Below are 23,808 nucleotides of genomic sequence, written 5' to 3'. Positions count from 1 at the left end.
GAAACCATCATGCGCACTGCTGTCGTTACGGCCTCCTACGCCAATGATTTCGAGCGCTGCCGGCTGCTGTGCGAAAGCATGGACATGCGGCTGAAGGGCGATTGGGTTCATTATCTGCTGGTGGCGCCCTTCGACGTCGCACTCTTCCGGCAGTTGGAAGGTTCGCGGCGGCAGGTCATCAGCGAGAGCGATCTCCTGCCGTGGTGGCTGCGCGCCATTCCAGACCCGCTCTCGGCGGGCCGGCGCAAGCTCTGGATAAACCCTTACAGCCTGCCGCTGCGCGGCTGGCATGCGCAGCAACTGCGCCGGCTGGCGCTGGCGCGGCATATCGGCGAGGCGACGATGTTCGCCGTCGATTCCGATGTGGTTCTGTTGCGTGATTTCGATCCGGCCGATCTCTGGCAAGGCGACCGCCTGACGCTCTACCGCAAGGATGGCGCGATCGGCGAGCGCATGCGCTCCAACCATCTCGAATGGCTTGCTCATTCCGACCGGCTGCTGGGGATCGGTCCCTTCAGCCTGCCGGCCAATGATTACATCAATACGCTGATTGCCTGGCGCACCGACACCTGCCGGGCTCTGCTCGACCATATCGAGGCCCTTCACGGCCGAAACTGGATACGCGCCTTCCTTCGCTCGCGCCAGTTTTCGGAATGCCTGATCTATGGCCGTTTCGTCGATGAAGTGCTGATGGGGCAGGGGCACAGCGCCTCACCGGACGGGCTCTGCCACGTGCTCTGGTTTGACGACAGCTATGCGCGTGATATCGGCGGTCTCCGGCATTTCATGCGCGAAATGGCGCCGCATCAGATCGGCATCGGCGTCCAGTCCTTTGTCGGTCACGATCTTGCCGATATCCGCAATATCGTTCTCGAACGCGCCGCCTGATCCGTCAGATGACCCGCCCGGTTTCGCGCCGCAGGGCCGTGTAGGTGAGGGCGAAGGACGCGGCATACAGGGCCAGATAGACGCCGTTAAGCAGCGGCGCCCAATAGGCGACATCCGTGCTGGTCTTGAAGACGATGGCGAGCAAGGACACCTTGACGATCCCCGCGATCACCAGGTTGACCATCCGGCGCACCGTGCGGCCGGTCGCATAGAGCAGTTCGGAGTGATATTCGACAAGGTTGCGGAACGATGGCACCAGCAGCACCGCCATCAGATAAGGCGCTGCCTGCGCGACGTTGTTCCCCAGCCCACGCGGGAAGATCCAGAGGTAGACCGCCATGGCGGCTATCGCCAGCAAGGATATGGCCGCCACCAATGTCTCGATCGTCAGCCGGGTGCGCCAGGATGAGATCGTTGCCGGCGTGCGCATGATCTTCTGCACCAGAAGCGTGTTGAACGAACGCACCGGCAGCGCCGTCAAGTCGGCAAGCCGCATGATGATCGCGTAAATGCCCGAAACCTCTGGCCCGCCGATCGCCAGCACCGCGATCTTGTCGAATTCCGACTGGATGTAGAACAGCACCTCCGCCCCGGCGACCGTGACCGAATCCGCCCAGCGGCGGACATAGAGCGCCGGCCGCCAGCGAAGCCGGACTTTCGGAAAGAACCAGATAAGCGCGATCAGCAGCGCAAGTAGGTTGGCACCCAGGTAGAACAGCGACCAGGTGCCAAGTGATGCCGGCTGCGACAGAGAGAATGCCAGTGCGGCGGCGGTGCGGATGCCGGTGCCGATCACCACCAGAAGGGCGGCGCGGCCAAACCGGCCGAGACCGTTGAGGACGATGACCACGACCTCCAGGCCACGCCAGCAGAGAATTTCCGCGGCCATGAAAGCCAGGAACACCACAAGCGCGATATCGCCTGCGAAAACGGCATAATAGACCGCTAGGGAGAGAACGGCGATCAAGGGCAGAGACAGCAGCGCACCGGCAGCAAAGCCTGCACTATAGGTACCCACCAGCAAGGGTTTGACGGTGGCGACCCGGTAGAGCGGGGACATGAAGCCGAAGGCAAGCACGCGCGAGATCATGATGCCGGCGGCCGATGCGGTGGCAAACAGGCCGAATTCCGCGATCGAAAGCCCGTTGGCAATGCAGATGAAATAGACCAGCGACAGCACAAGCCTGCCCGCAGACCCGCTCGTCATCGAGATATAGGCGTTGATAACGCTGCGGTTGCGTGCGTAGAGGGTCTTGGCGAAATCGATCACGAGTGGCGTCCGGATGTGCTGTTCCCGTTTCTAACCGGGAAAGCTTAATGAGCTGTTTGGCCTTGGGAATTTCCCTCCATGTGCGGCCCGCAACCTGCTGTCTGTTAACGGTTTGTTTTCCACAAAAACTTATGCTTCGTTCACAATTCGTCACTTTGCCCCGGTGCGGGCGTTTGCAGGCATTGATGTTCGATCCGGAAGACAACAAACGGACTGTGGTGCGTCGCTCCCCCGCCGATCTTGGGTCGAATGCCGGGGACGCGTCTTCGCGTTCCCGCGCGCAGACGCGAACCGGAGCGCCGGTTGCGCGCACTACCGGCGAGTTGCTCGAGCGTCTGGGCAGCCCCACCGTCAAGCCGAAAACATCCGGCGTTCGGCAGCAGCCGGCAGGGGAGCCGGCCAAGGCGGGCCTGGAAAAAGCTGCCGGGCGGTTTAGGGATTGGTTCAAGGGTGAAAAGACAGCGGCTGCACAGGACAGCCCATTTCAAGCCGAAGCTGCCGTCCCGTCGCCGATGGACGATCTAGACGCCTATTATGGAGAGCGTCAGAATCGGCCGCTGATCGACATCGCCACGATCATGAGATCTGTCTGGCAGGTTCGAAAGACCATCGTGGGGCTGACGGTCGCCGGCGCGATCGGTGGCGTGTTGCTCGCGATGTCCACCCCGAGCGTCTATGTTTCCCAGAGCAAGCTTTATGTCGATCCGCGCGAAGTCCGCTTGACGGATTCCGATCTTTCCAAGGAAAGCCTGGCCACCGAAGCGCTCCTGGCGCTGGTCGACAGTCAGCTCGAAGTGCTGCGGTCGCGAACGGTTCTGGAAAAGGTCGCCATCGATCTGGGGCTCGACCGCGATGCTGAATTTGGCGGCGTCTCTACAGGCAAGGGCGGCTTTGCCGCCGGCATTGACGTCATCCGCGATATCGTTTCCCCCGGCAAGGCCGCGCCGGCGCCCGCGTCCGGGGTCAATCCGCGCACTTTGGAAAAACTCAGCGATGCGGTCGCCGTGTCGCGTGATCCGAAAACCTTTATCGTCACCATCGAGGTCAAGAGCCGGGATCCGGCCAAGTCCGCACTGATCACCAATCGCCTCGTTTCGACCTTTCTCAATGAGGAGCAGGCAGCCCAATCCGGCTTCTTCCAGCGCACGACGCGGGCGCTCGACAGCCGGCTGGCCGAGTTGCGCAAGGAGCTCGATGCAGCGGAAAACGCCGTCGAGAGCTTCAAGGCCGAGCACGACATCGTCGGCGCTGCCGGCGAGCTGATCTTCGATAAGCAATTGCTGGCCCTCAACGATCAGGTCGGCGCCGTGCGCAACCGCATCGCTGATGCTCGGGCGAAAGTTGATATCGCCACGAAGATCGGGTTGAACGATGTGCTGAGCGGCGCATTCCCGGAAGAGGTCAGTTCCGTGACGCTTCAGGAACTGCGCAAGCAATATTCCGAGGCGCGCGCGCAGTTGGGCGCGCTGGATGCGAGCCTTGGCCCGCGTCATCCGCAACGGCTGGCTGCCGTCAAGTCGCTTCATGTCGCGCGCTCCGAAATCGGCAACGAGCTTCGCCGCATCGAAGCGACGGCCCAGACCGAGCTCGACCGGGCGATCCGGACCGAAAAAGATCTCGTCCAGCAGCTGGCGGTCCAGAAGGCGCAGCAGATGAATTCGTCCACCGGCTTTATCGAGCTGCGGGAACTGGAGCGCAAGGCCAACGCGACGCGGACGATCTACGAATCCTTCCTCAAGCGGGCAAGCGAAACCGGCCAGGAGGAAAAGCTGACCTCGAAGAACATCCGTGTGATCTCGTCGGCGCAACCGCCGCTTCAGCCCACCGGGCCGTCACGCAAGCTGATCGCCATAGGCGGCATGATTTTCGGCTTCATGGCCGGGGTCGGGTTGGGCATCGCGCTCGGCGCTTACCGGAGCATAAGCGATTTGTTGCAGCGGTCGAGCCGGCCAGCTGTCGTGGTTCCACAGAGGGATCCGCCCGGCCATGACGATCATCATCCGGATGGCCCGGGCACGCCGAAGAATATCGAAGACCTGTTGCCTGCGCCCGTCGAGCATCGAACGCGCATGCCATCGGCGCATCACGCAGCGGCATCTGCCGCAGCGCTCAATGCCTTCCCCCAGCGCACCGATGCTGCATCGGCAAGTCTGCAGGATTATCTGCGCCAGATGCAGGACAGTGATACGGACGATCGGGATATGGCGGAGGTCCAGGAAAACCTGCGGGCTCTACGGTCCCGCGTCGAGCACTACGCCAAACTGCGGGCCGGCGGCCGGCGGTAGTGAAATCCTGTCTCAGACGATCCCCTCAGCGATGATGGAAAATGCGGGCATCGGCGGCATTTCTCCGGCCTTTCGCGGATCAGCCTTGAATTTATTCGATCTGGACAGCATAGGACGCATTGAGGCGACCGTTATTTTTTGCTGAAACTAGAGTGAACAGAACAAACGAGAATCTGGGAGAGCACCGTGACGACCGTGATTGATGGCAGAGAAGTTGCAGCGTCGGTGATCGATGCCGTGAAAACCGCATCGCAGGCATTGACCGAACAGACCGGCGTCAAGACCGGTCTCGCTGTCGTCATCGTCGGCAACGACCCGGCAAGCCACGCCTACGTCTCTTCCAAGAGCAAGATGGCCAAGGAGTGCGGCTTCACCTCGGTCCAGCACACGCTGCCGGAAGAGACGACGCAGGAAGAGCTGGCCGCTCTGGTCCAGACACTCAACAAGGACGAAACGCTTCACGGCATTCTCGTGCAGTTGCCTCTGCCGAAACATTTCAATTCGGAAGCCATCATCCAGTCCATCCTGCCGGAAAAGGACGTTGACGGTCTGCATGTCGTCAATGCCGGCAAGCTGGCGACCGGCGATCTCGATGGCGGCCTCGTATCCTGCACCCCGGCCGGCGCCATGGTCTTCGTCAAGCGCACGCATGGCGAGGACCTGTCAGGCCTCAACGCCGTCGTCATCGGCCGCTCCAACCTGTTCGGCAAGCCGATGGCACAGCTGCTGCTGGCCGCCAATGCGACGGTAACCATCGCCCATTCGCGCACCAAGGACTTGGCCGCCGTCTGCCACAACGCCGATATCCTGGTCGCCGCCGTCGGCCGTCCGGAAATGGTCAAGGCCGATTGGATCAAGCCCGGCGCCACCGTCATCGATGTCGGCATTAACCGCATCGCGGCGCCGGAAAAAGGCGAGGGCAAGTCCCGCCTGGTCGGCGATGTCGCCTTTGAGGAATGCGCTGAAGTTGCTGCAGTCATCACGCCGGTGCCCGGCGGGGTCGGTCCGATGACCATCGCCATGCTGATGGCCAACACGGTGATCGCCGCCTATCGCAAGGCCGGCAAGACCGCGCCGAAGTTCTGATCGCGCGCGGAAGGCTGCGGCCTTAAGATTTCGGAGCAGGGCCTGTCGAGGCTCTGACGATTAGTTCCGTGCGCCACAGTTCCTGCTCCGGATATTCGCCGGTCTTGAGAATGCGCGAAATCAGCCGGGTAGCGATCCGCGCGCCGGCCGCGCGCAGGGATGAGCGCGTCGTGGTCAACGGCACGCTGAAGTTTTCGGGCTTCAGCATCGGCAGCACGTCGTCATGGGCAATCAGCGAAATATCGCTGCCCATGTGCAGGCCGGCCCGGTTGATCGCCCTGACTGCGCCGAGCGCGATCACGGTACTGGAGCAGAGGACGGCGGTCGGAGGCTGATCCCGCTCGAGGAATTGCTGCATGGCCCGGTGCCCGTATTCGTCGGTCATCAACGAATTCTGCACCAGGCCTTCATCGAACCGCAGTCCGTTTTCCTCAAGCGCGCGCCGCATCCCCTTCATGCGGCGAATGGAGAAGGTCAGGTTTCCCGGCCCGTTGATCAGCGCGATCCGCCGGTGTCCCAACTGGATGAGCAGGCGGGTTGCGTCATAAAAGGCGCCGGTATTGTCGATATCCAGAAACGGATAATCGGCCGGCTGGTCGATCGCCCGGCCATGGACGACGAACGGAATCGACAGAGATTTCAGCATGGCGATGCGTGGATCATTGGCACGCACATAGGCGAGAAACAGCGCATCGACATTGCCGCTGGCGGCCAGCCGCTTGAAAGTGGATTCCTCGTCGTCGGGTGCGCTCGGATTGATGACGAAATGAAAATCGTGCCGGACGGATTCTTCACCGAGGCCGGCCAGAAATTCGCCGAAATGCACGTCGGAATCGATGCCCCGGGCGATCGGCATCACCAGTCCGATCGATCCGGCCCGGCCTGTCGCCAGCCTTTGGGCGGCGCGGTTCGGCCGGTAGCCGGTTTCGCGCACGGCATTCAGGACTCGCTGGCGCGTTTCGGCGTTGACTTCCGGATAACCGTTGAGCGCCCGGCTGACTGTCGTTTGCGACAGGCCCAACATCTCCGCCAGCTGCTTCAAATTCACGTTCATGACAAGCGCGCACTCCCAAAGCGCTTTGATTTTTATTTTGTTTTTGCTTTCAATCTTCATGCGCGACGAATTTTGTATCATCGGCTTTGCTCATCAACCAGAAAAATCAGCTTCAGTGCAGCGCAAACCTTCGCTGCACTGCAGGAAAGAGGCCTTTGTTCGACCGTTGCGGGAAAGCTCTTGACTTGATACCTATCGCAATGGTTTGTTAGCAAACTCAAAGCGCTTTGAATTTTGGCGGCGCTGTGGTGTTCGCCCGGCATCAATGGGTCGGGTCTTTCTTGGGAGGAAATGACGTGAAGAGAACATTCTTGTTGGGAGTGGCGGCGCTTGCGCTTGTGGCAGGAGCCACGCATGCGGCCGAACTGAAATTCAAGCCGGGCGAAGATTCCAAGTTCAACTGGGCAAGCTTCGAAGAGTTCAAGAAGAGCCATGACCTGAAGGGTCAGACGCTGACCATCTTTGGTCCATGGCGCGGTGAAGACGAAGCGCTGGCCGAGTCCATGCTCGACTATTTCCGCGACGCGACCGGCGTCGAGGTGAAATATTCCTCGTCCGAAAACTACGAACAGCAGATCGTCATCGACACCCAGGCCGGCAGCCCTCCGGATGTCGCCATCCTGCCGCAGCCGGGCCTGATCGCCGATCTGGCGTCGAAGGGTTACCTGACGCCGCTTGGCGAAAAGACCCAAAAGTGGCTGCTCGACAATTATGCCGCTGGCCAGTCCTGGGTCGATCTATCGACCTATGCCGGCAAGGACGGCAAGAAGGAACTCTACGCATTCCCCTACAAGATCGACGTGAAGTCGCTGGTCTGGTACGTGCCGGAAAATTTCGAGGATTCGGGCTATGAAATTCCGAGGACCATGGAAGAACTGAAGGCCCTGACGGAAAAAATCGTCGCCGATGGCGGCACGCCGTGGTGCATTGGTCTGGGTTCCGGCGGTGCAACCGGCTGGCCGGCCACCGACTGGGTCGAGGACATGATGCTGCGCACGCAGCCGGCCGAGGTCTATGACAAATGGGTCACCAACGCGATCCCGTTCAACGATCCGGCCGTCGTCGGCGCCATCGATGAATTCGGCTGGTTTGCCAAGAACGACAAGAATGTCGATGGCGGTGCAGCAGCCGTTGCCTCCGCCGACTTCCGCGACAGCCCGAAGGGTCTGTTTGCCTCGCCGCCGAAGTGCTACCTGCACCATCAGGCATCGTTCATTCCATCGTTTTTCCCGGAAGGCACCAAGGTCGGCGAAGACGCGGACTTCTTCTACATGCCGCCTTACGCCAGCAAGCCGGACCTCGGCAATCCGGTGCTCGGCGCTGGTACGCTGGCGATGATCACCAAGGACACTCCGGCGGCTCGCGCCTTCATCGAGTTCCTCGAAACGCCGATCGCGCATGAAGTCTGGATGGCTCAGTCGAGCTTCCTGACGCCGTTGAAAAGCGCCAACAAGGATGCCTATGCCAACGGCCCGATGAAGAAGCAGGGCGAAATCCTGCTGAACGCCACGACTTTCCGCTTTGACGGTTCGGACCTGATGCCCGGCAAGATTGGCGCCGGCGCATTCTGGACCGGCATGGTCGATTATGTCGGCGGCAAGTCGGCCAAGGACGTCTCTGACGGCATCCAGAAGGCATGGGATTCGATCAAGTAGGATCGCCAGCCTGTTCATCTAAAAGCGGCTCCGGGCGAAATATCCCGGAGCCGAAATCAAAAGACTGCCGGGCCTGAAATGCCGCCTGCCCAGCCGCTCGGTAGAGTGGGTGCGGTGGAACGGCTCGGGGAAAGCTGACACAAGAAGCCCTTTTGAATGAACGCACCCTTGCCAGCCGCATATCCGGTTAAGGCAAAACAAACGGTGTGACTATTCTGGTCGCGTGTGATCTCCCGAAAGGCCGGGATATTGACGCAACAAGGGCAGGCAGGCCGCGTATCCGGCCTTACATTCCTGGGGGAGGAAGTTGCCATGCAGCAGTTGATATTCGCCATCGCCACGATGGCCGCCGGGGTTCTCGGCTGCGCCGCCTATTTCTTCGGCACGAACTGGATCCTTGACAAGCTCTTTCCGTCGAAGGGTTTGACGGGTCCGGTCGCCTCGCGCAACCTGCGCATCACCAATGCCATCCGGCCATGGCTTTTCCTCGGTCCGGCGCTGTTGTCGCTGACCATTTACCTGATCTATCCGGTGATCGCCTCCGTCTGGCTCAGTCTGCATGACAGGGCGGGCGAGAATTTCGTCGGCCTGAACAATTTCATCTGGATGTTCAACGACGGCGAATTCCGTCAGTCGATCTACAACAATTTCCTCTGGCTGCTCGTCGTGCCGGCCGCAGCGACATTCTTCGGCCTGATCATTGCAGCTCTGACCGATCGCATCTGGTGGGGCAATATCGCCAAGACGCTGATCTTCATGCCGATGGCGATCTCCTTCGTCGGCGCCTCGGTCATCTGGAAATTCATCTACGACTACCGCGCCGAAGGCACCGCTCAGATCGGCCTCCTGAACGCCGTCGTCGTCTATTTCGGCGGCACCCCGGAAGCCTGGGTGACGCTGCCCTTCTGGAACAATTTCTTCCTGATGGTGATCCTGATCTGGATCCAGACCGGCTTTGCCATGGTCATCCTCTCGGCCGCCCTGCGCGGCATCCCGGAAGAAACCATCGAGGCTGCCGTCATCGACGGCGCCAACGGATTGCAGATTTTCTTCAAGATCATGATCCCGCAGATGTGGGGCACGATCGCCGTCGTCTGGACCACCATCACCATCCTGGTGCTCAAGGTCTTCGACATCGTGCTCGCCATGACCAACGGGCAGTGGCAAAGCCAGGTTCTCGCCAATCTGATGTTCGACTGGATGTTCCGCGGTGGCGGTGACTTCGGTCGCGGTGCTGCGATCGCCGTCATCATCATGGTGCTGGTGATCCCGATCATGATCTGGAACATCCGCAACGCTGCCAAGGAAATGGAGGGCCACTGAGATGATTGCTTCTTCCCGCTCGCCACTGGTCTGGGTCGTCCATATTTCCGTCATCCTGCTCGTCGTCCTCTGGACCCTGCCGACCGCCGGCCTGTTGATTTCGTCGCTGCGCGACAAGGACCAGCTTGCCGTGTCCGGCTGGTGGACGGCTCTATCCACGTCGTCGCAGAACCTGACCGGCCGCGCCGCCTCGCCCGACGAGCAGGTCGAACGTGACGGCAAGTTCGTCATCGCCGGCAATCTTCTGGAGAGCAGCAATGCGAAGGTTTCCGCCTTCGGTTTCCGGCCCCTGCAGCCCACTGCATTCGAGGCCGGCGCGGTCGCCGACATCGGCGACGGCCAGACATTGACCGTCAAGGACGACGGCAGTTACGAGATCGTTTCGCCGGCCCGCATGGAAGGCTCGCGCGGCCAGCGTATCTTCTATACCGCCGCCGTCCCGCCACGCTTCACCTTCGACAATTATCGTGAAGTCATGCGCGCCGCCGGCATCGGTTCGTCTTTCATCAACTCGCTGACCGTCGCCATTCCCGCCACGATCATCCCGATCCTCGTCGCAGCCTTTGCGGCTTACGCATTGGCCTGGATGAAGTTTCCCGGCCGGGCCATCCTGATCGCCGTGGTCGTCGGCCTTCTGGTCGTGCCCTTGCAGATGTCGCTGATCCCGCTCTTGAAACTCTACAATGGCGTCGGTGCGTTTCTCGGTGTTCCGGCCAAGACCTATGTCGGCATCTGGCTGGCGCATATGGGCTTCGGCCTGCCGCTCGCCATCTATCTGCTGCGCAACTACATGGCCGGCCTGCCACGCGAAATCATGGAATCGGCCCGCGTCGATGGCGCCAGCGATTTCGACATCTTCATCAAGATCATCCTGCCTCTGTCGTTCCCAGCGCTGGCATCCTTCTCGATCTTCCAGTTCCTCTGGACCTGGAACGATCTGTTGGTCGCCATGGTGTTCCTCGGAACCGGCAACGACGAGCTGGTGCTCACCGGCCGTCTGGTCAACCTACTCGGCTCGCGCGGCGGCAACTGGGAAATCCTCACGGCCTCGGCCTTCATCACCATCATCGTGCCCCTGATCGTCTTCTTCACCCTGCAGCGCTACCTCGTGCGCGGCCTGCTGGCGGGATCGGTCAAGGGCGGCTGAGACTTTTCGATAGTACAAGGACGTCTACAGGAATGAATACGAGCATGACCCAGGCAAGTGGTTCGACATTGCAGCCCGACCGGGACTGGTGGCGTGGCGCGGTGATCTACCAGATCTATCCGCGCTCCTACCAGGACAGCAACGGCGATGGCATCGGCGACTTGAAGGGCATCACCGCCCGCCTGCCGCATGTCGCCTCGCTCGGTGTCGATGCGATCTGGATCTCGCCGTTCTTCACCTCGCCGATGAAGGATTTCGGCTATGATGTGTCGAATTATACCGGCGTCGATCCGATCTTCGGCCTGCTTGCCGATTTCGACGCGCTGATCGCCGAGGCCCACCGCCTCGGCATCCGCGTGATGATCGATCTGGTTCTCTCCCATACCTCGGATCAGCATCCGTGGTTCGTCGAGAGCCGTTCCAGCCGCTTCAATCCGAAGGCCGATTGGTATGTCTGGTCGGATTCCAAGCCGGACGGCACGCCGCCGAACAACTGGATGTCGATCTTCGGCGGCTCGGCCTGGCAATGGGACCCGACGCGGCTGCAGTATTACATGCACAACTTCCTGACCTCGCAGCCGGACCTCAACCTGCACAGTCCCGAGGTTCAGGATGCGCTTTTGGCCGTCGAACGCTTCTGGCTGGAACGCGGCGTCGATGGTTTCCGGCTGGATACGATCAATTTCTACTTCCACGATCTGGAACTGCGCGACAACCCGGCGCTGGCGCCGGAACGCCGCAACGCCAACACTGCACCGGCGGTCAATCCGTACAACTATCAGGAACATCTCTACGACAAGAACCGCCCGGAAAACCTTGCATTCCTCAAGCGCTTCCGCGCCGTGATGGACGAGTTTCCGGCAATCGCCGCCGTCGGTGAAGTCGGCGACAGCCAGATCGGTCTCGAGATTGCCGGGCAATATACGTCCGGCAATGACAAGATGCACATGTGCTACGCCTTCGAGTTTCTGGCGCCGGATCCGCTGACGCCGGCTGGTGTAGCGCAGGTGCTGCATGACTTTGCCCGTGCAGCCCCCGAAGGCTGGGCCTGCTGGGCGTTTTCCAACCATGACGTCGTGCGCCACGTTACCCGCTGGGGCCAGGGTATCGCCGATCATCAGGCGCATGCGAAATTCCTCGCCAGCCTGCTGATGACCCTGCGCGGCTCGGTCTGCATCTATCAGGGCGAAGAACTTGGCTTGACGGAAGCCGATCTCGCCTTCGAAGACCTGCAGGATCCCTACGGCATCCAGTTCTGGCCGGATTTCAAGGGCCGCGACGGCTGCCGCACGCCGATGGTTTGGGACAAGGATGCCGTCAATGGCGGTTTCAGCACCGGCAAGCCATGGCTGCCAGTCCCGCCGGATCATGTACGCAGCGCCGTATCGGTGCAGCAGACGGACCCGAACTCGGTGCTCAACCACTACCGGCGTTTCCTGGCCTTCCGCAAACAGCATCTGGCCTTTGCCAAGGGGGAGATCGAGTTTCGCGCCTACGAAGCGCCCCTGCTCGGCTTCGAGCGGACGTTCGGCAATGAGACGATCCTGTGCCTGTTCAACATGAGCGGCGAAACAGTGACCGTCGAGCGGCCGATTGAAAGGCTCGAAGTGCTCGAAGGCCACGGTTTCGGATCGCAACTGAGCGAAAACAAGATCACGCTACCGGCCTGGAGCGGCTTTTTCGCCCGCGTCCAATAAACGGAACAAGCCGGCATCCACGGATGTCGATAAGAACGAGAGAATGAAGGGGAGGATGACATGGCAGGTTTGCAACTGAAGAATATCCGCAAGTCCTATGGCGCGGTGGATGTCATCCATGGCATCGATCTGGATATCAAACAGGGCGAGTTCGTCGTTTTCGTCGGACCGTCCGGCTGCGGAAAGTCGACGCTGTTGCGGATGATTGCCGGCCTTGAGGAAATCTCCGGCGGGGAAATGTACATCGCCGAACGGCTGGTCAACGAGGTGCCGCCATCGCAGCGCGGGATCGCCATGGTCTTCCAGTCCTATGCGCTTTATCCGCATATGACGGTCTATGACAACATGGCCTTCGGCATGCGCATCGCCAAGGAATCGAAGGAAGAAATCGACCGCCGCGTCCGCGCTGCTGCCGATATCCTGCAGCTGACCGCATACCTCGACCGTCTGCCCAAGGCGCTTTCCGGCGGCCAGCGCCAGCGCGTCGCCATCGGCCGGGCCATCTGCCGCGATCCGAAAGTCTTCCTGTTCGACGAGCCGTTGTCGAACCTCGATGCCGCTTTGCGTGTTGCCACCCGCATCGAGATCGCCAAGCTCAACGAATCCATGCCGGATACGACGATGATCTACGTGACCCACGACCAGGTCGAGGCGATGACGCTTGCCGACCGCATCGTCGTGCTCTCGGCCGGTCACATCGAGCAGGTCGGTCCGCCGTTGGAACTCTATGAGCGTCCGGCCAATCTGTTCGTTGCCCGCTTCATCGGTTCGCCGGCGATGAACATCATCCCGGCCAAGATCGTCGGAACCGGTGCCGAGACCACGGTCGAATTGCCTGGCGGCAAGACGGATGTTCTCGATATTCCAACAGCGGCTTCCGAAAACGGCAAGGCGGCAAGCTTCGGCGTGCGGCCGGAAGACCTGCGCGTCTCGACCGGCGACAGCTTCCTGTTCGAAGGCACTGTCGCCATCATCGAGGCGCTGGGCGAAGTGACGCTGCTCTATATCGAAGGGCTCGTTGCCAACGAGCCGATCATCGCCAAGGTGCCGGGTATCCTCGACATCAAGCGCGGCGAGAAGGTGCGCTTCACCGCCGATAAGGCAAAGCTGCATCTTTTCGATGCGGGCGGAAAAAGCTACCGGACTTAGAACGGGGCGGAATGTTTAAAACCCGCCTGGGCTGTAGGTCTGGGCGGTTTTTTTATGCGTGTCGTGTGAGAATCGGTCACCGACTCACGCTCTGTTAAATCTCCGCCGCTAAAGTTTCAAAAAACAAAGGGCGTGGAGCAGAAAGATGCGGGGACAGGCATCCGATAGACCGACATATCTCAGCAAGGAAGAGTCCTTCATGTACGATCGGGAAGCCAATTTCCCGATGGAGGACACGCGCAACGATGCCCGGATCGAGTATACCGAAAACGGCATGCTCAACCTCACCTCGCGCCGCTGCGAACTCTTGAAAATATCGAAAAGCAGCGCTGTTATTGGTATCGCCACGCAATTCAAGCTGCCGCAGAATTTCTATCTCGATGTTCCCAGTGCCCGCATCGGCATGGTCGGCTGCATCGTCAAGCGCGTGCATGCCAACAACATCATCGAGGCGCGCTTCCTGCGCCTGATGTCCGAGCGCGACCTCAACCGCATCTTCGTCTATTCGACGCACCCGAACCATCGCAACCGCGTACTCGATATCTACCGCTGATTTCCTCTTCCTATCGCCATGGTTGCGCGCGCTGTTTTTCTCCTGCGAAAACCGCGCGCGCATCGCCGTGACCTCCGCTTGACTTCGCAGCCGAGAGGCGGATTGATAGGGTTTGAGCGAGAGAAGCGAGACAAGTTCCGATGAACCGACCCTATCGCCTTTCATGTCATTGTGGTGATCTCTGCCTTGAAGTCGATGATGAGATTTCCGAGGTCGTCGAATGCAACTGCTCGACTTGCAGGCGTTCCGGCTTCCTGCATTGGAAAATATCCGCGAGCAAGGTAACGCTTGTCAGCGAAAAACGGCGCATGTCCACCTATGTCTGGCGCTGCATCACCGAGGGTCATCATTTCTGCCCGACCTGCGGCGTGGCCCTGATGCGCAGTGGCTATCCGGGTGAACGGGTGTCAGTGAACGCCCGCTGTATCGAGGGCATCGATATTTTCGAACTCAGCATCGAACGCTATGACGGCCGGACCGATATGCATCCCGGGCCGTTGCCCTAAGCATCGAGCTAGGCTGCCGAGAAGGTCATTTTCGCATCATTTATCAGGTCAAATGGGAAATTATGCGATTGCCAAATCCTGCGTCATCTCTGTGCTTGTCACAGAGATCCAGCCAGCCCAAGTCATTGGGCTGAAAGGGTCTTTTGACCCGACGGACGTCGGGTTGCCGGATCCCCGCCACAAGGGCGAGGATGACGGAGAGAGGGGTGCCGCTCTCTCGAGATAATCGGGTTACGATTCGTTAGCAGCCTTGCTCTCGGCCTTGCGGTCGAGAGCTTCCCAGTTCAATGAAAGAACACGCTGGCGCCGTGATCGGCGGAACCGGTTGCGGCGCGGAACGGGGCAAACAGCTCGCGGCCCATGCCGAACTCGTTGTCCGACAGATCGGCCTCGGCCGGAGCCCGGCCAGCCAGTTCCGCAGCGTCCACCAGCACCTGGATCGTGCCGTGGATGGCATCCAGCCGGATGATGTCGCCCTCGCGGATCTTGGAGATCGGCCCGCCATCCTTGGCTTCGGGCGTCATGTGGATCGCCGACGGCACCTTGCCGGAGGCACCGGACATGCGGCCGTCGGTGACCAGCGCAACCGTCTGGCCGCGATCCTGCAGAATGCCGAGCACGGTGGTCAGCTTGTGCAGTTCCGGCATGCCGTTGGCCTTCGGACCCTGGAAGCGGACGACGGCGACGAAATCGCCTTCGAGCTTGCCGTCCTTGAAGGCCGTCTGTAGTTCCGACTGATCGTGGAAGATCTTCGCCGGCGCTTCGATGACATGGCGTTCCGGCTTGACGGCCGAAATCTTGATGACGGCCTTGCCGAGATTGCCGGTCAGCATCTTCAGGCCGCCGGAATGCTGGAAGGGCTGTTCGACAGTCGATAGCACTTTTGGATCGTGGCTGACGTCCGGCGCCGGTTGGCGCGCAACGGTGCCGTTTACCCCCAGCTTGACGTCGATCGCATAGGCGTCCAGCCCCTGGCCGAAGACGGTGCGCACGTCGTTATGCAGCAGGCCGTGCTTCAGAAGCTGGCTGATCAGGTAGCCCATGCCACCGGCCGCATGGAAATGGTTCACGTCGGCAAGGCCGTTCGGATAGACGCGGGCGAGCAGTGGGATGATGTCGGAAAGCTCCGAAATATCCTGCCATGTCAGCGCAATACCGGCCGAACGGGCCATGGCGACAAGGTGCATCGTGTGGTTGGTCGAGCCGCCGGTGGCATGCAGGCCAACGACGCCGTTGACGATCGAGCGCTCGTCGATCATTTCGCCGGCCGGCGTGAACTCGTTGCCGAGCGCGGTGATTGCCAGTGCCCGCTTGGTCGCTTCCCGCGTCAGAGCGTCGCGTAGCGGTGTGCCCGGGTTGATGAAGGAAGCGCCGGGCAGGTGGAAGCCCATGATTTCCATCAGCATCTGGTTGGAATTTGCAGTGCCGTAGAAGGTGCAGGTGCCCGGACCGTGGTACGACTTCGATTCCGCTTCCAGCAGTTCGTCGCGGCCGACCTTGCCTTCGGCAAACAGTTGACGGACGCGCGACTTTTCGTCGTTCGGCAGGCCTGTGGTCATCGGCCCGGCCGGAATGAACACGGCCGGCAGATGACCGAATGTCATCGCGGCGATCATCAGGCCGGGAACGATCTTGTCGCAGACGCCGAGATAGACCGTCGAGTCGAACATGTTGTGCGACAGGCCGACACCTGCGGCCATGGCGATCAGGTCACGGGAAAACAGCGACAGCTCCATGCCCGGCTGTCCCTGGGTGACGCCGTCGCACATGGCCGGAACGCCGCCGGCCACCTGCGCCACGCCACCGGCTTCATGGGCCGCCTGGCGGATCAGTGCCGGATAGGTCTCGAACGGCTGATGGGCCGAAAGCATGTCATTGTAGGAGGTGATGATGCCGAGGTTCAGCACCTCGTCGCCGGAAAGGGCGACCTTCTCGGAGGGGGAACAGACGGCAAAGCCATGGGCAAGGTTGCCGCAGCCGAGAACCGACCGGGTGACGCGCTTGGATGCTGCCGAGCGAACGCGGGCGAGATAGGGCTCGCGGTATGGCTTCGAGCGTTCGACGATGCGGGCGGTGATCGCGGCAATACGGCTGTCGGCGGACATGGCAATCCTGTTCCGGAGTGTTCGGCACTCCTGTGGTCGGCATGGTTGCGGTTATCCGGGTCTTGGGTCCCCGGATGTCGGGCTTAAAGCATGTCGCGCAAAAGTGTGCAGCGGGTTTGCGATAACGACATGCGTAGAATCAAAGCCCTAAAGCTCGGGAAGCGATCCCCAGAGATCGCGACCCGCTTCAGGGTGCCCAGTAGATCTGAAGCGGCGAGGCGGCCCGGCGCAAAATCGCCCGGATCGGCATCTCCGCTTCGTCACCAGGCGCTTCAGCCTTGGCAAGAACGTCCTTCTTGGCCGCTCCCTCGATATGAAGCACCAGAAGTCGGGCATCCTGAAGGCTGGAGAATGTGAATGTCAGGCGCGGCTCGCCCGCTCCTTCGGCTTCCATCGTCATCAGGCCGCGTGGCGTGGCCGGATCAAGCGCCTCTGCAAGGCGCGAACCACCCGGAAAGAACGAGGCCGTATGGCCGTCGCCGCCCATGCCGAGAATGGCGACGTCGAAGGGGCGACCGAGCGAGGCAGTCTGCTTGGCGGCCGCAGCCGCTGCTTCTTCAGCCGTCGCCGCCGGATAGTAGAGAGGCTGGAAGATCGCGGACGCAGCGGCATTAATCAGCAGGTTGTCTTTAACGAGCTTTTCGTTTGAGCGGTCTGTATCGGGCGCAACGAAGCGCTCATCGACCAGGGTCACGGTGACCTTTGGCCAGTCGATCGCCTTGCCCGATAAAGCCTTGAAGAACGCTTTTGGCGTCGAGCCGCCGGAAACCGCGATGCTCGCTTCACCACGCGCCGCAATGGCCGCGGACAGGGCCGTGGCCACGGCTTGCGCAAGGCCATCCGCCAGGGCCGTACCATTGTCGAATACATGCATCGCAGCCGTCATGGCCTTATCCTCAGATCACTTCATGCCAGGTACGGCCGTCCCGCTCGATCAGCGCGATGGCCTGGCTCGGTCCCCAGGTGCCGGCCGTATAGGCCTGAACCTGCTGGTTGACGGCTTCCCAGGATTTCAGGATCGGATCGACCCAGCGCCATGCGGCCTCGACTTCGTCGCGGCGCATGAACAGCGTCTGGTTGTTGCGCACCACGTCGAGCAGCAGGCGCTCATAGGCGTCGGCGCTGCGGGCATTGAAGGCTTCGGCGAATGTCATGTCGAGCGAGACGTTGCGCAGGCGCATGCCGCCCGGGCCCGGGTCCTTGATCATCAGCGACTGCTTCACGCCTTCGTCCGGCTGCAGGCGGATGATCAGCTGGTTGGCGGCGATCCGGCCGGCGGCCTCGTCGAAGATCGAATGCGGGATCGGCTTGAAGCTGATGACGATTTCCGACATGCGGCCGGCCATGCGCTTGCCGGTGCGGATGTAGAAGGGTACGCCAGCCCAGCGCCAGTTGTTGATTTCGGCCTTGATGGCAACGAAGGTCTCGGTGTTGGACACGCCGCCTTCAAGCTCTTCAAGATAGCCCTTGACCGCACCGCCGGCCGAGGCGCCCGCCTTGTACTGGCCACGCACCGTCATCTTCTCGACATTGCTGGGATTGATCGGCTTCAGCGCGCGCAGCACCTTCAGCTTTTCGTCGCGCACGGCTTCCGCGTTCATCGACGGCGGAACTTCCATGGCGACGAGGCAGAGAAGTTGCAGAATGTGGTTCTGCACCATGTCGCGCAGCGCGCCGGCCTTGTCATAGTAACCGGCACGGCTCTCCAGACCGACCGACTCGGCAACGGTGATCTGGATATGGTCGATGTAGGACGAGTTCCACAGCGGTTCGTACAACGTGTTGGCAAAGCGCAGCGCCATCAGGTTCTGCACGGTTTCCTTGCCGAGATAGTGGTCGATGCGGAAGATCTGCTCTTCCTTGAACACCTTGCCGATCGTGTCGTTGAGTTCGAGCGCCGAGGCGAGGTCGCGGCCGATCGGCTTTTCGACGACGATGCGCGTCATCTTGGTGATCAGCTTGTGGTCACGAATCTTTTCCGAGATATCGCCGAAGATAGCCGGCGCAACGGCGAGATAGAAGGCGCGGACGCGGTCCCTGCCTTCGTCCAGCAGAGCCTTTAGCTGGTCCCAGCCACTGTCCGACTTGGCATCGACAGGCACATAAAACAGGCGGTCGGTGAAGGTCTTCACCTGTGCGTCGTCATACTCGCCTGGCTTCAGATGTTCCTTCAGCGCATCGGTTGCAAATTTGCGGTATTCTTCGTGGCTGAGCACGCTGCGCGATGCACCGATAATGCGGGTTGGATCGGTGAGTTGGCCATCCAGCTGGCGATGATAAAGGGCAGGAAGCAATTTGCGTTCGGCAAGGTCGCCGGTGCCTCCGAAAACCACATAGTCAAAGGGTTCCACAGGAATGATCTGGCTGCTCATGAGAAATCTCGATCTCGTTCTGGTCTGAGGAGTGTATAATCTAATCGATTTAAAAGCGCTAGGGTGCGACGCAACAAAATGCGTTTCGTCGGCTTTTCGAGGGCCGCTTTTAAAACTTGTCGCGCAAGGCATACCAGCTGAGTGCAACGAACAAAAGCACGGAGCGGAACCGCGCGCCGCCCGGAAATGCCGGAATGTTCAGCTCCCGGAACAGGTCGAGGTCCGATCGGTTGCCGGTCACCATATCGGAATAAAGCTTGCCGCAATAGTTTGACAGCATGACGCCATGGCCGGAATAGCCGCCGATCGAGGTGACGCCGGGCATGACCTCGCGCACGAAAGGCTGTCGCGGCAGGGTGATGCCGACCGAGCCGCCCCAGGCATGGGTCATCTCGACATTTTCGAGCGGCGGATAGATTTCGCTGATCTGCCGGCGGATATGGTCGGAAATGTCGCGCGGATTGTCCGCAGTATAGGCCTCGCGGCCGCCAAACAGCAGACGCCCGTCCTGTGATTTGCGGAAATAGCGCACGACGAAGCGCGAATCGGCCACCGCTTCGCCGCCCGGCAACACGTCGGGAAAATCGCTGAGAACCTTGGTGGCGCCGATGAAGGAGCGGATCGGCATGACATGCCGTGCCGTCACCGGTTCGAGATTGCCGATATAGCCGTTGCAGGCAATCAGTGCCCGTTCGGCGCGAATGGTCCCCTTGTCCGTCTCGATGGTGACGCGGCCACCGGCCTGGTTGATCTTCAATGCGTTGGTCTGCTCGTGCAACGCGGCACCAGCAAGAGCCGCCTGCTTTGCCAGCCCGACCAGAAGTTTCATCGGCTGGATATGGCCGGTGCCGGTATCGCGAATGCCGAACAGATAGCGCTCCGAGCCGAGCCGAGCCACCGTCTCGTCGCGGCCCATGAAGTTCTGGTGGGCATAACCATAACGCGACGCGGCGATCTCGACGCTGTCGCGGTACTCTTTTTCGAGGCGAGGCTTATGACAGACGTTCAGTTGTCCCTCGACATATTCGATGTCGATGCCATGTACGGATGCGAACGCAAGTAGATGCGCCTTTGCGTCTTCGGCGAGATCGAACAAAGCCTTGGACCGCTCGAAGCCGAGCGTGCCTTCCATCTCTTCGGGAGACCAGCGCTGGCCGGTACCGAGCTGCCCGCCATTGCGGCCGGACGCACCGTCGCCAAACCGGCAGGCGTCGATCAGCGTCACACGCACGCCCTTCAAGGCCAGATTGTACGCCGCCTGCAGCCCGGTGAAGCCTCCGCCGACGATCGCGACATCGGTCTCGACCGAGCCGGAGAGGGCCGGATATTCCGGCCGCTCCAGCATATTGGACTCATACCAGGAGATCCCCGGCGAGATCGGGCTTTGCCAAGGCATGGCTGTGCCTTTCGTATCAGACATTGAGAAGCAGGTATTCGCGCTCCCAAGGGCTGATCACCTGCATGAAGGTTTCGAACTCGCCCCGCTTCACCCCACCATAGATGGCGATGAATTCCGGGCTGAAGATCTCGGCAAAGGCTGGTTCTGCTTCGAGCAGTGATACCGCTTCCAGCAAACCGCGCGGCAGATCGACCGTGCCGCTATCGGCCGAAGCCTCGGCAGGTGGCGATGGCTCCAGCCCCTGCACGATGCCGAGATAGCCGCAGCCGAGCGACGCCGCGAGCGCCAGGTAAGGATTGGCGTCCGAGCTTGGCAGGCGATTTTCGACACGCCGGGCGACGGGCTCGGAAACCGGAATGCGAAACGCCGTCGTCCGGTTGTCATAGCCCCAGGCATTGTTGACCGGTGCCGACATGTCCGGCGTCAGTCGCCGGTAGGAGTTGACGTAAGGAGCCATCATCGACAGCGCCTTGGGAACAAATGTCTGCATGCCGCCGATGAAGGAGAAGAACTCCTTGGACGGCGAGCCATCGGCGTTGGAAAACAGGTTCCGGCCGGTGTTCACTTCGATGACCGACTGATGGATGTGCATGGCCGAACCGGCTTGGGCTTGCATCGGCTTGGCCATGAAGGTGGCATAGATGCCATGCTTCAGTGCCGCTTCGCGGATGGTCCGCTTGAACATGAAGACCTGGTCGGCAAGCTCGATCGGATCGCCGTGGCGAAGGTTGATTTCCAGCTGCGCCGGACCTTCCTCATGGATCAGCGTATCGATCTCGAGACCCTGCTTTTCCGAAAAATGGTAGATGTCGTCGATCAGTTCGTCGAATTCGTTGACGCCGGCGATCGAGTAGCCCTGCCCACCCTGGATGGCGCGTCCGGAACGGCCCTTCGGCGGATGCAGCGGATAATCCGGGTCCTCGTTCTTGGCAACCAGGTAGAATTCGATTTCCGGTGCGACGACCGGCTTCCAGCCCCTCTGGTGATAGAGGTCGAGCACATGCTTCAGAACGTTGCGCGGCGTATAGGGAACCTTCTCGCCCTGCGAACCCGCAATGTCGCAGATTACCTGCGCCGTCGGGTCGCTTTCCCAGGGAACGACCGAAAGGGTCGAAAGGTCGGGCACCAGCTTGATGTCGCTATCCCGGCTGTCATAGCGGAAATTGCCCGTCTCTTCGGGATATTCGCCGGAAATCGTATGACGATAGATCGCCGAGGGCAGCGCCAGAGAGGTGTTGGAGGTAAACTTCGAGGACGGCATCATCTTGCCGCGTGGAACGCCGGCGATATCGGGCGTGATGCATTCGATATCTTCGATGCCGCGGATCTTCAGCCAGTCGGCTGCTTCCTTCCAGGTCTTCACTCCACGTGGAGCTTGCAGTGCGGCGGGTATTTTCGAGCTCTTGACAGTCCTTGCGGTTGGTTGGGCAGCATTTCTTCTGACGGGCATAAATCACCGGTTTTGGGTTCGGATGGGGCATCATAGCCACAGTTTGGCAATTGGCTAGGGTGAAAACCGGGACTTTTGCCGCCGTACAGGCTGTATTCGCGCTCATCGCAGCAACAGCGATTGACTTTGGCGCCCTTGCCTTCGAAAGGAAACTGAAACGGGAATGGATGTCTTGGCCGAACAGTTCGACGTGGTGATAATCGGGGCAGGGGCTGCCGGCATGATGGCGGCGATCGAGGCGGGCAAGCGCGGCCGCCGCGCCGTCGTGCTTGATCATGCCAAGGCGCCGGGCGAGAAAATCCGCATCTCCGGCGGCGGACGCTGCAACTTCACCAATATCCATGCGAGCCCGAAAAACTTCCTCTCAGTCAATCCGCATTTCTGCAAGTCGGCCTTGGCGCGCTATACGCCGCACGATTTCATCAGCCTGGTCGATCGCTACACTATCGCCTGGCATGAAAAGACGCTTGGCCAGCTTTTCTGCGACGATACTGCCAAGGACATTATCCGCATGCTCTTGACGGAGATGAAGATGGTTCGCGCGGTTCTGCGGCTTGGCGCACAGATCCAGACGGTCGACAAAACCGTCTCCGGCTTCCGGATCGTGACGGCTGATGGCGCGATCGATTGTTCATCGCTGATCGTTGCCAGCGGCGGCAAGTCGATCCCGAAAATGGGTGCGACCGGTTTTGCCTACAAGATTGCCGAGCAGTTCGGCCTGCCATTGATCGAAACCCGCCCAGGACTGGTGCCGTTGACGCTCGACCCGGTGCAGCTTGAAAGCCTGAGTGCCCTCGCGGGCGTTGCCGTCGATGCGCAGGCGCGCTCCGGCAAGACGATGTTCGAGGAAGCCGTGCTGATCACCCATCGGGGCTTGAGCGGTCCGGCCATCCTGCAGATATCCTCCTATTGGCGCGAGGGCGGCGATATCCGCCTCAACCTTTTGCCGCATGTCGATATCGCTGCTGTGTTGAAGGCGGCGCGCAAGGAAAATGGCCGTCAGGCGTTGCAGACCGCGCTCGCCGAACCGCTGCCGAAAAGGCTGGCGCAATTCTTCACCGAGACGGCCGGGCTCAGCAACCGGCCGCTTGCCGATCTCTCAGACAAGGCCATCGATGCCTTTTGTCTCACGATCAAGGATTGGGCCATCACACCCGCCGGCTCGGAAGGTTACCGCACCGCCGAAGTGACGCTGGGCGGCGTCGATACAAGGGCGCTCGATTCCCGCACCATGCAGGCACGCGATGTTCCAGGTCTCTATTTCATCGGCGAGTGCGTCGATGTCACAGGCTGGCTCGGCGGCTACAATTTCCAGTGGGCCTGGGCATCGGGCTTTTCGGCCGGTCAAGCGGCATAAGCCGACAAAGCGAAGGCCGCTTCAGCACTTGTTAAGACATCTGACGGAACCTGTTCGACACGCTGGCTCAGCGGCTTTGCGGCGCGGCAAGGATGCAGTTTTCAAGAATTGTTTCAGAAAAGTGACATTTTTTCCGCTTTCGTGAGCGGTCGCAACATGAAGTGGGCTAGCGGTCCCGGTCATCCGGGTCTATTGTTGGTTTTGGTCGAAAGGACATGATGCCATGAATCAGTCACGCAGCCGTTCCACAGCCCGCGCTATCGCCATCGCTAAGGCCGATGAAAGTGCGCAGCGTAAGGCTTTGCTGATCCGCGTTTCAGTGATCGCCATGTTCGCCCTTGCAGCACTCGTGGCCCTGCCGGCTTTCTGGTCCTTCTAAGAGTCCGATCTCGCGTCACTTGGGAATGACAGCGGCAATGTTCCGCCACTGCTTCGGCGCATAGTCTCGTGAAAATCGTACACGGCCGCCTTGCCTGCCAATATGCGGCGCAATCCATCTGAAACGATTTAGA

At 60.6% G+C, this 23,808-nt stretch carries 19 protein-coding genes; 12 read left to right on the top strand and 7 right to left on the bottom strand.

All coding sequences use genetic code 11. From position 1 onward, the window contains the following. The first annotated feature begins 9 nt into the window (after positions 1-9). Positions 10-888, top strand: coding sequence for a DUF6492 family protein (locus tag ACP7BS_RS07170; RefSeq protein WP_426229062.1), 879 nt, complete (start codon positions 10-12; stop codon positions 886-888). 4 nt (positions 889-892) lie between these two features. On the opposite strand, the gene ACP7BS_RS07165 is transcribed toward ACP7BS_RS07170, so the two are convergent. Then, a complete protein-coding gene (locus ACP7BS_RS07165; RefSeq protein WP_426237243.1) occupies positions 893-2,158 on the bottom strand; it encodes a lipopolysaccharide biosynthesis protein in 1,266 nt (421 codons plus the stop codon). Between the two features lie 185 nt (positions 2,159-2,343). On the opposite strand from ACP7BS_RS07165, the gene ACP7BS_RS07160 reads away from it, so the two are divergent. Both ACP7BS_RS07160 and folD read left to right on the top strand, forming a co-directional pair. Continuing rightward, positions 2,344-4,443, top strand: coding sequence for a GumC family protein (locus ACP7BS_RS07160; protein WP_426237241.1), 2,100 nt, complete (start codon positions 2,344-2,346; stop codon positions 4,441-4,443). 186 nt (positions 4,444-4,629) lie between these two features. Further along, positions 4,630-5,529: a bifunctional methylenetetrahydrofolate dehydrogenase/methenyltetrahydrofolate cyclohydrolase FolD gene (folD, locus tag ACP7BS_RS07155; protein ID WP_426237239.1), complete on the top strand. Its 900-nt coding sequence runs from the start codon at positions 4,630-4,632 to the stop codon at positions 5,527-5,529. A gap of 22 nt (positions 5,530-5,551) precedes the next feature. On the opposite strand, the gene ACP7BS_RS07150 is transcribed toward folD, so the two are convergent. Continuing rightward, positions 5,552-6,583, bottom strand: a complete 1,032-nt coding sequence (locus ACP7BS_RS07150; RefSeq protein WP_426229058.1) for a LacI family DNA-binding transcriptional regulator — start codon at positions 6,581-6,583, stop codon at positions 5,552-5,554. Between the two features lie 296 nt (positions 6,584-6,879). Between ACP7BS_RS07150 and ACP7BS_RS07145 the strand changes: the two genes are divergently transcribed. The 7 genes from ACP7BS_RS07145 to ACP7BS_RS07115 all read left to right on the top strand — a co-directional run bounded on the left by ACP7BS_RS07145 (position 6,880) and on the right by ACP7BS_RS07115 (position 14,613). Then, positions 6,880-8,238 carry an ABC transporter substrate-binding protein gene (locus tag ACP7BS_RS07145; RefSeq protein ID WP_426237237.1) on the top strand — a complete coding sequence of 453 codons (1,359 nt, stop codon included), beginning with the start codon at positions 6,880-6,882 and terminating at the stop codon, positions 8,236-8,238. A 312-nt stretch (positions 8,239-8,550) separates the two neighbouring features. Continuing rightward, positions 8,551-9,561: a carbohydrate ABC transporter permease gene (locus tag ACP7BS_RS07140; protein ID WP_060504665.1), complete on the top strand. Its 1,011-nt coding sequence runs from the start codon at positions 8,551-8,553 to the stop codon at positions 9,559-9,561. A gap of 1 nt (position 9,562) precedes the next feature. Beyond that, positions 9,563-10,708 carry a carbohydrate ABC transporter permease gene (locus ACP7BS_RS07135; protein WP_426237235.1) on the top strand — a complete coding sequence of 382 codons (1,146 nt, stop codon included), beginning with the start codon at positions 9,563-9,565 and terminating at the stop codon, positions 10,706-10,708. A 44-nt stretch (positions 10,709-10,752) separates the two neighbouring features. Further along, positions 10,753-12,405 (top strand): alpha-glucosidase, encoded by a 1,653-nt coding sequence (locus tag ACP7BS_RS07130; protein ID WP_426237233.1) that lies wholly within the window; start codon positions 10,753-10,755, stop codon positions 12,403-12,405. Between the two features lie 60 nt (positions 12,406-12,465). Beyond that, the gene (locus ACP7BS_RS07125) at positions 12,466-13,554 is read left to right on the top strand and encodes an ABC transporter ATP-binding protein (protein ID WP_426123712.1); all 1,089 of its coding nucleotides are present in this window, start codon (positions 12,466-12,468) and stop codon (positions 13,552-13,554) included. A 145-nt stretch (positions 13,555-13,699) separates the two neighbouring features. Next, positions 13,700-14,107: a hypothetical protein gene (locus ACP7BS_RS07120; RefSeq protein WP_426229055.1), complete on the top strand. Its 408-nt coding sequence runs from the start codon at positions 13,700-13,702 to the stop codon at positions 14,105-14,107. A 140-nt stretch (positions 14,108-14,247) separates the two neighbouring features. Next, positions 14,248-14,613: a GFA family protein gene (locus ACP7BS_RS07115; RefSeq protein WP_426229054.1), complete on the top strand. Its 366-nt coding sequence runs from the start codon at positions 14,248-14,250 to the stop codon at positions 14,611-14,613. A gap of 284 nt (positions 14,614-14,897) precedes the next feature. Here the strand turns inward: ACP7BS_RS07115 and edd are convergent, their stop codons facing one another. The 5 genes from edd to ACP7BS_RS07090 form a co-directional block, all read right to left on the bottom strand. Then, positions 14,898-16,718: a phosphogluconate dehydratase gene (edd, locus tag ACP7BS_RS07110; protein ID WP_426237232.1), complete on the bottom strand. Its 1,821-nt coding sequence runs from the start codon at positions 16,716-16,718 to the stop codon at positions 14,898-14,900. 187 nt (positions 16,719-16,905) lie between these two features. Next, entirely contained in the window at positions 16,906-17,604 is a 699-nt protein-coding gene (pgl, locus tag ACP7BS_RS07105; RefSeq protein WP_426237230.1) for a 6-phosphogluconolactonase, read from the bottom strand. 10 nt (positions 17,605-17,614) lie between these two features. Further along, a complete protein-coding gene (gene zwf, locus ACP7BS_RS07100; RefSeq protein WP_426237228.1) occupies positions 17,615-19,090 on the bottom strand; it encodes a glucose-6-phosphate dehydrogenase in 1,476 nt (491 codons plus the stop codon). Between the two features lie 109 nt (positions 19,091-19,199). Further along, the gene (locus ACP7BS_RS07095) at positions 19,200-20,486 is read right to left on the bottom strand and encodes an NAD(P)/FAD-dependent oxidoreductase (protein ID WP_426237226.1); all 1,287 of its coding nucleotides are present in this window, start codon (positions 20,484-20,486) and stop codon (positions 19,200-19,202) included. A 16-nt stretch (positions 20,487-20,502) separates the two neighbouring features. Continuing rightward, on the bottom strand, positions 20,503-21,939 hold the full coding sequence (locus ACP7BS_RS07090; RefSeq protein WP_426229049.1) for a glutamine synthetase family protein: 1,437 nt from the start codon (positions 21,937-21,939) through the stop codon (positions 20,503-20,505). A 172-nt stretch (positions 21,940-22,111) separates the two neighbouring features. Between ACP7BS_RS07090 and ACP7BS_RS07085 the strand changes: the two genes are divergently transcribed. Beyond that, positions 22,112-23,296 (top strand): NAD(P)/FAD-dependent oxidoreductase, encoded by a 1,185-nt coding sequence (locus ACP7BS_RS07085; RefSeq protein ID WP_426237472.1) that lies wholly within the window; start codon positions 22,112-22,114, stop codon positions 23,294-23,296. Positions 23,297-23,519: 223 nt separating this feature from the next. After that, on the top strand, positions 23,520-23,675 hold the full coding sequence (locus ACP7BS_RS07080) for a hypothetical protein (protein ID WP_426237224.1): 156 nt from the start codon (positions 23,520-23,522) through the stop codon (positions 23,673-23,675). Positions 23,676-23,808 lie beyond the last annotated feature (133 nt).

This window comes from Pararhizobium sp. DWP1-1-3, from assembly GCF_049896125.1.
Taxonomy (GTDB): Bacteria; Pseudomonadota; Alphaproteobacteria; order Rhizobiales; family Rhizobiaceae; genus Pararhizobium.
This window is presented reverse-complemented; position numbering and strand designations above follow the sequence as displayed.

Bases quoted from the DNA above. Each gene is read 5' to 3' on its own strand.
- ACP7BS_RS07170 (WP_426229062.1), top strand. From the start codon at position 10: ATGCGCACTGCTGTCGTTACGGCCTCCTACGCCAATGATTTCGAGCGC.
- ACP7BS_RS07125 (WP_426123712.1), top strand. From the start codon at position 12,466: ATGGCAGGTTTGCAACTGAAGAATATCCGCAAGTCCTATGGCGCGGTG.
- ACP7BS_RS07140 (WP_060504665.1), top strand. From the start codon at position 8,551: ATGCAGCAGTTGATATTCGCCATCGCCACGATGGCCGCCGGGGTTCTC.
- ACP7BS_RS07130 (WP_426237233.1), top strand. From the start codon at position 10,753: ATGACCCAGGCAAGTGGTTCGACATTGCAGCCCGACCGGGACTGGTGG.
- edd (WP_426237232.1), bottom strand. From the start codon at position 16,718: ATGTCCGCCGACAGCCGTATTGCCGCGATCACCGCCCGCATCGTCGAA.
- pgl (WP_426237230.1), bottom strand. From the start codon at position 17,604: ATGACGGCTGCGATGCATGTATTCGACAATGGTACGGCCCTGGCGGAT.
- ACP7BS_RS07135 (WP_426237235.1), top strand. From the start codon at position 9,563: ATGATTGCTTCTTCCCGCTCGCCACTGGTCTGGGTCGTCCATATTTCC.
- ACP7BS_RS07160 (WP_426237241.1), top strand. From the start codon at position 2,344: ATGTTCGATCCGGAAGACAACAAACGGACTGTGGTGCGTCGCTCCCCC.
- ACP7BS_RS07090 (WP_426229049.1), bottom strand. From the start codon at position 21,939: ATGCCCGTCAGAAGAAATGCTGCCCAACCAACCGCAAGGACTGTCAAG.
- ACP7BS_RS07150 (WP_426229058.1), bottom strand. From the start codon at position 6,583: ATGAACGTGAATTTGAAGCAGCTGGCGGAGATGTTGGGCCTGTCGCAA.
- ACP7BS_RS07115 (WP_426229054.1), top strand. From the start codon at position 14,248: ATGAACCGACCCTATCGCCTTTCATGTCATTGTGGTGATCTCTGCCTT.
- ACP7BS_RS07095 (WP_426237226.1), bottom strand. From the start codon at position 20,486: ATGCCTTGGCAAAGCCCGATCTCGCCGGGGATCTCCTGGTATGAGTCC.
- ACP7BS_RS07080 (WP_426237224.1), top strand. From the start codon at position 23,520: ATGAATCAGTCACGCAGCCGTTCCACAGCCCGCGCTATCGCCATCGCT.
- zwf (WP_426237228.1), bottom strand. From the start codon at position 19,090: ATGAGCAGCCAGATCATTCCTGTGGAACCCTTTGACTATGTGGTTTTC.
- ACP7BS_RS07120 (WP_426229055.1), top strand. From the start codon at position 13,700: ATGCGGGGACAGGCATCCGATAGACCGACATATCTCAGCAAGGAAGAG.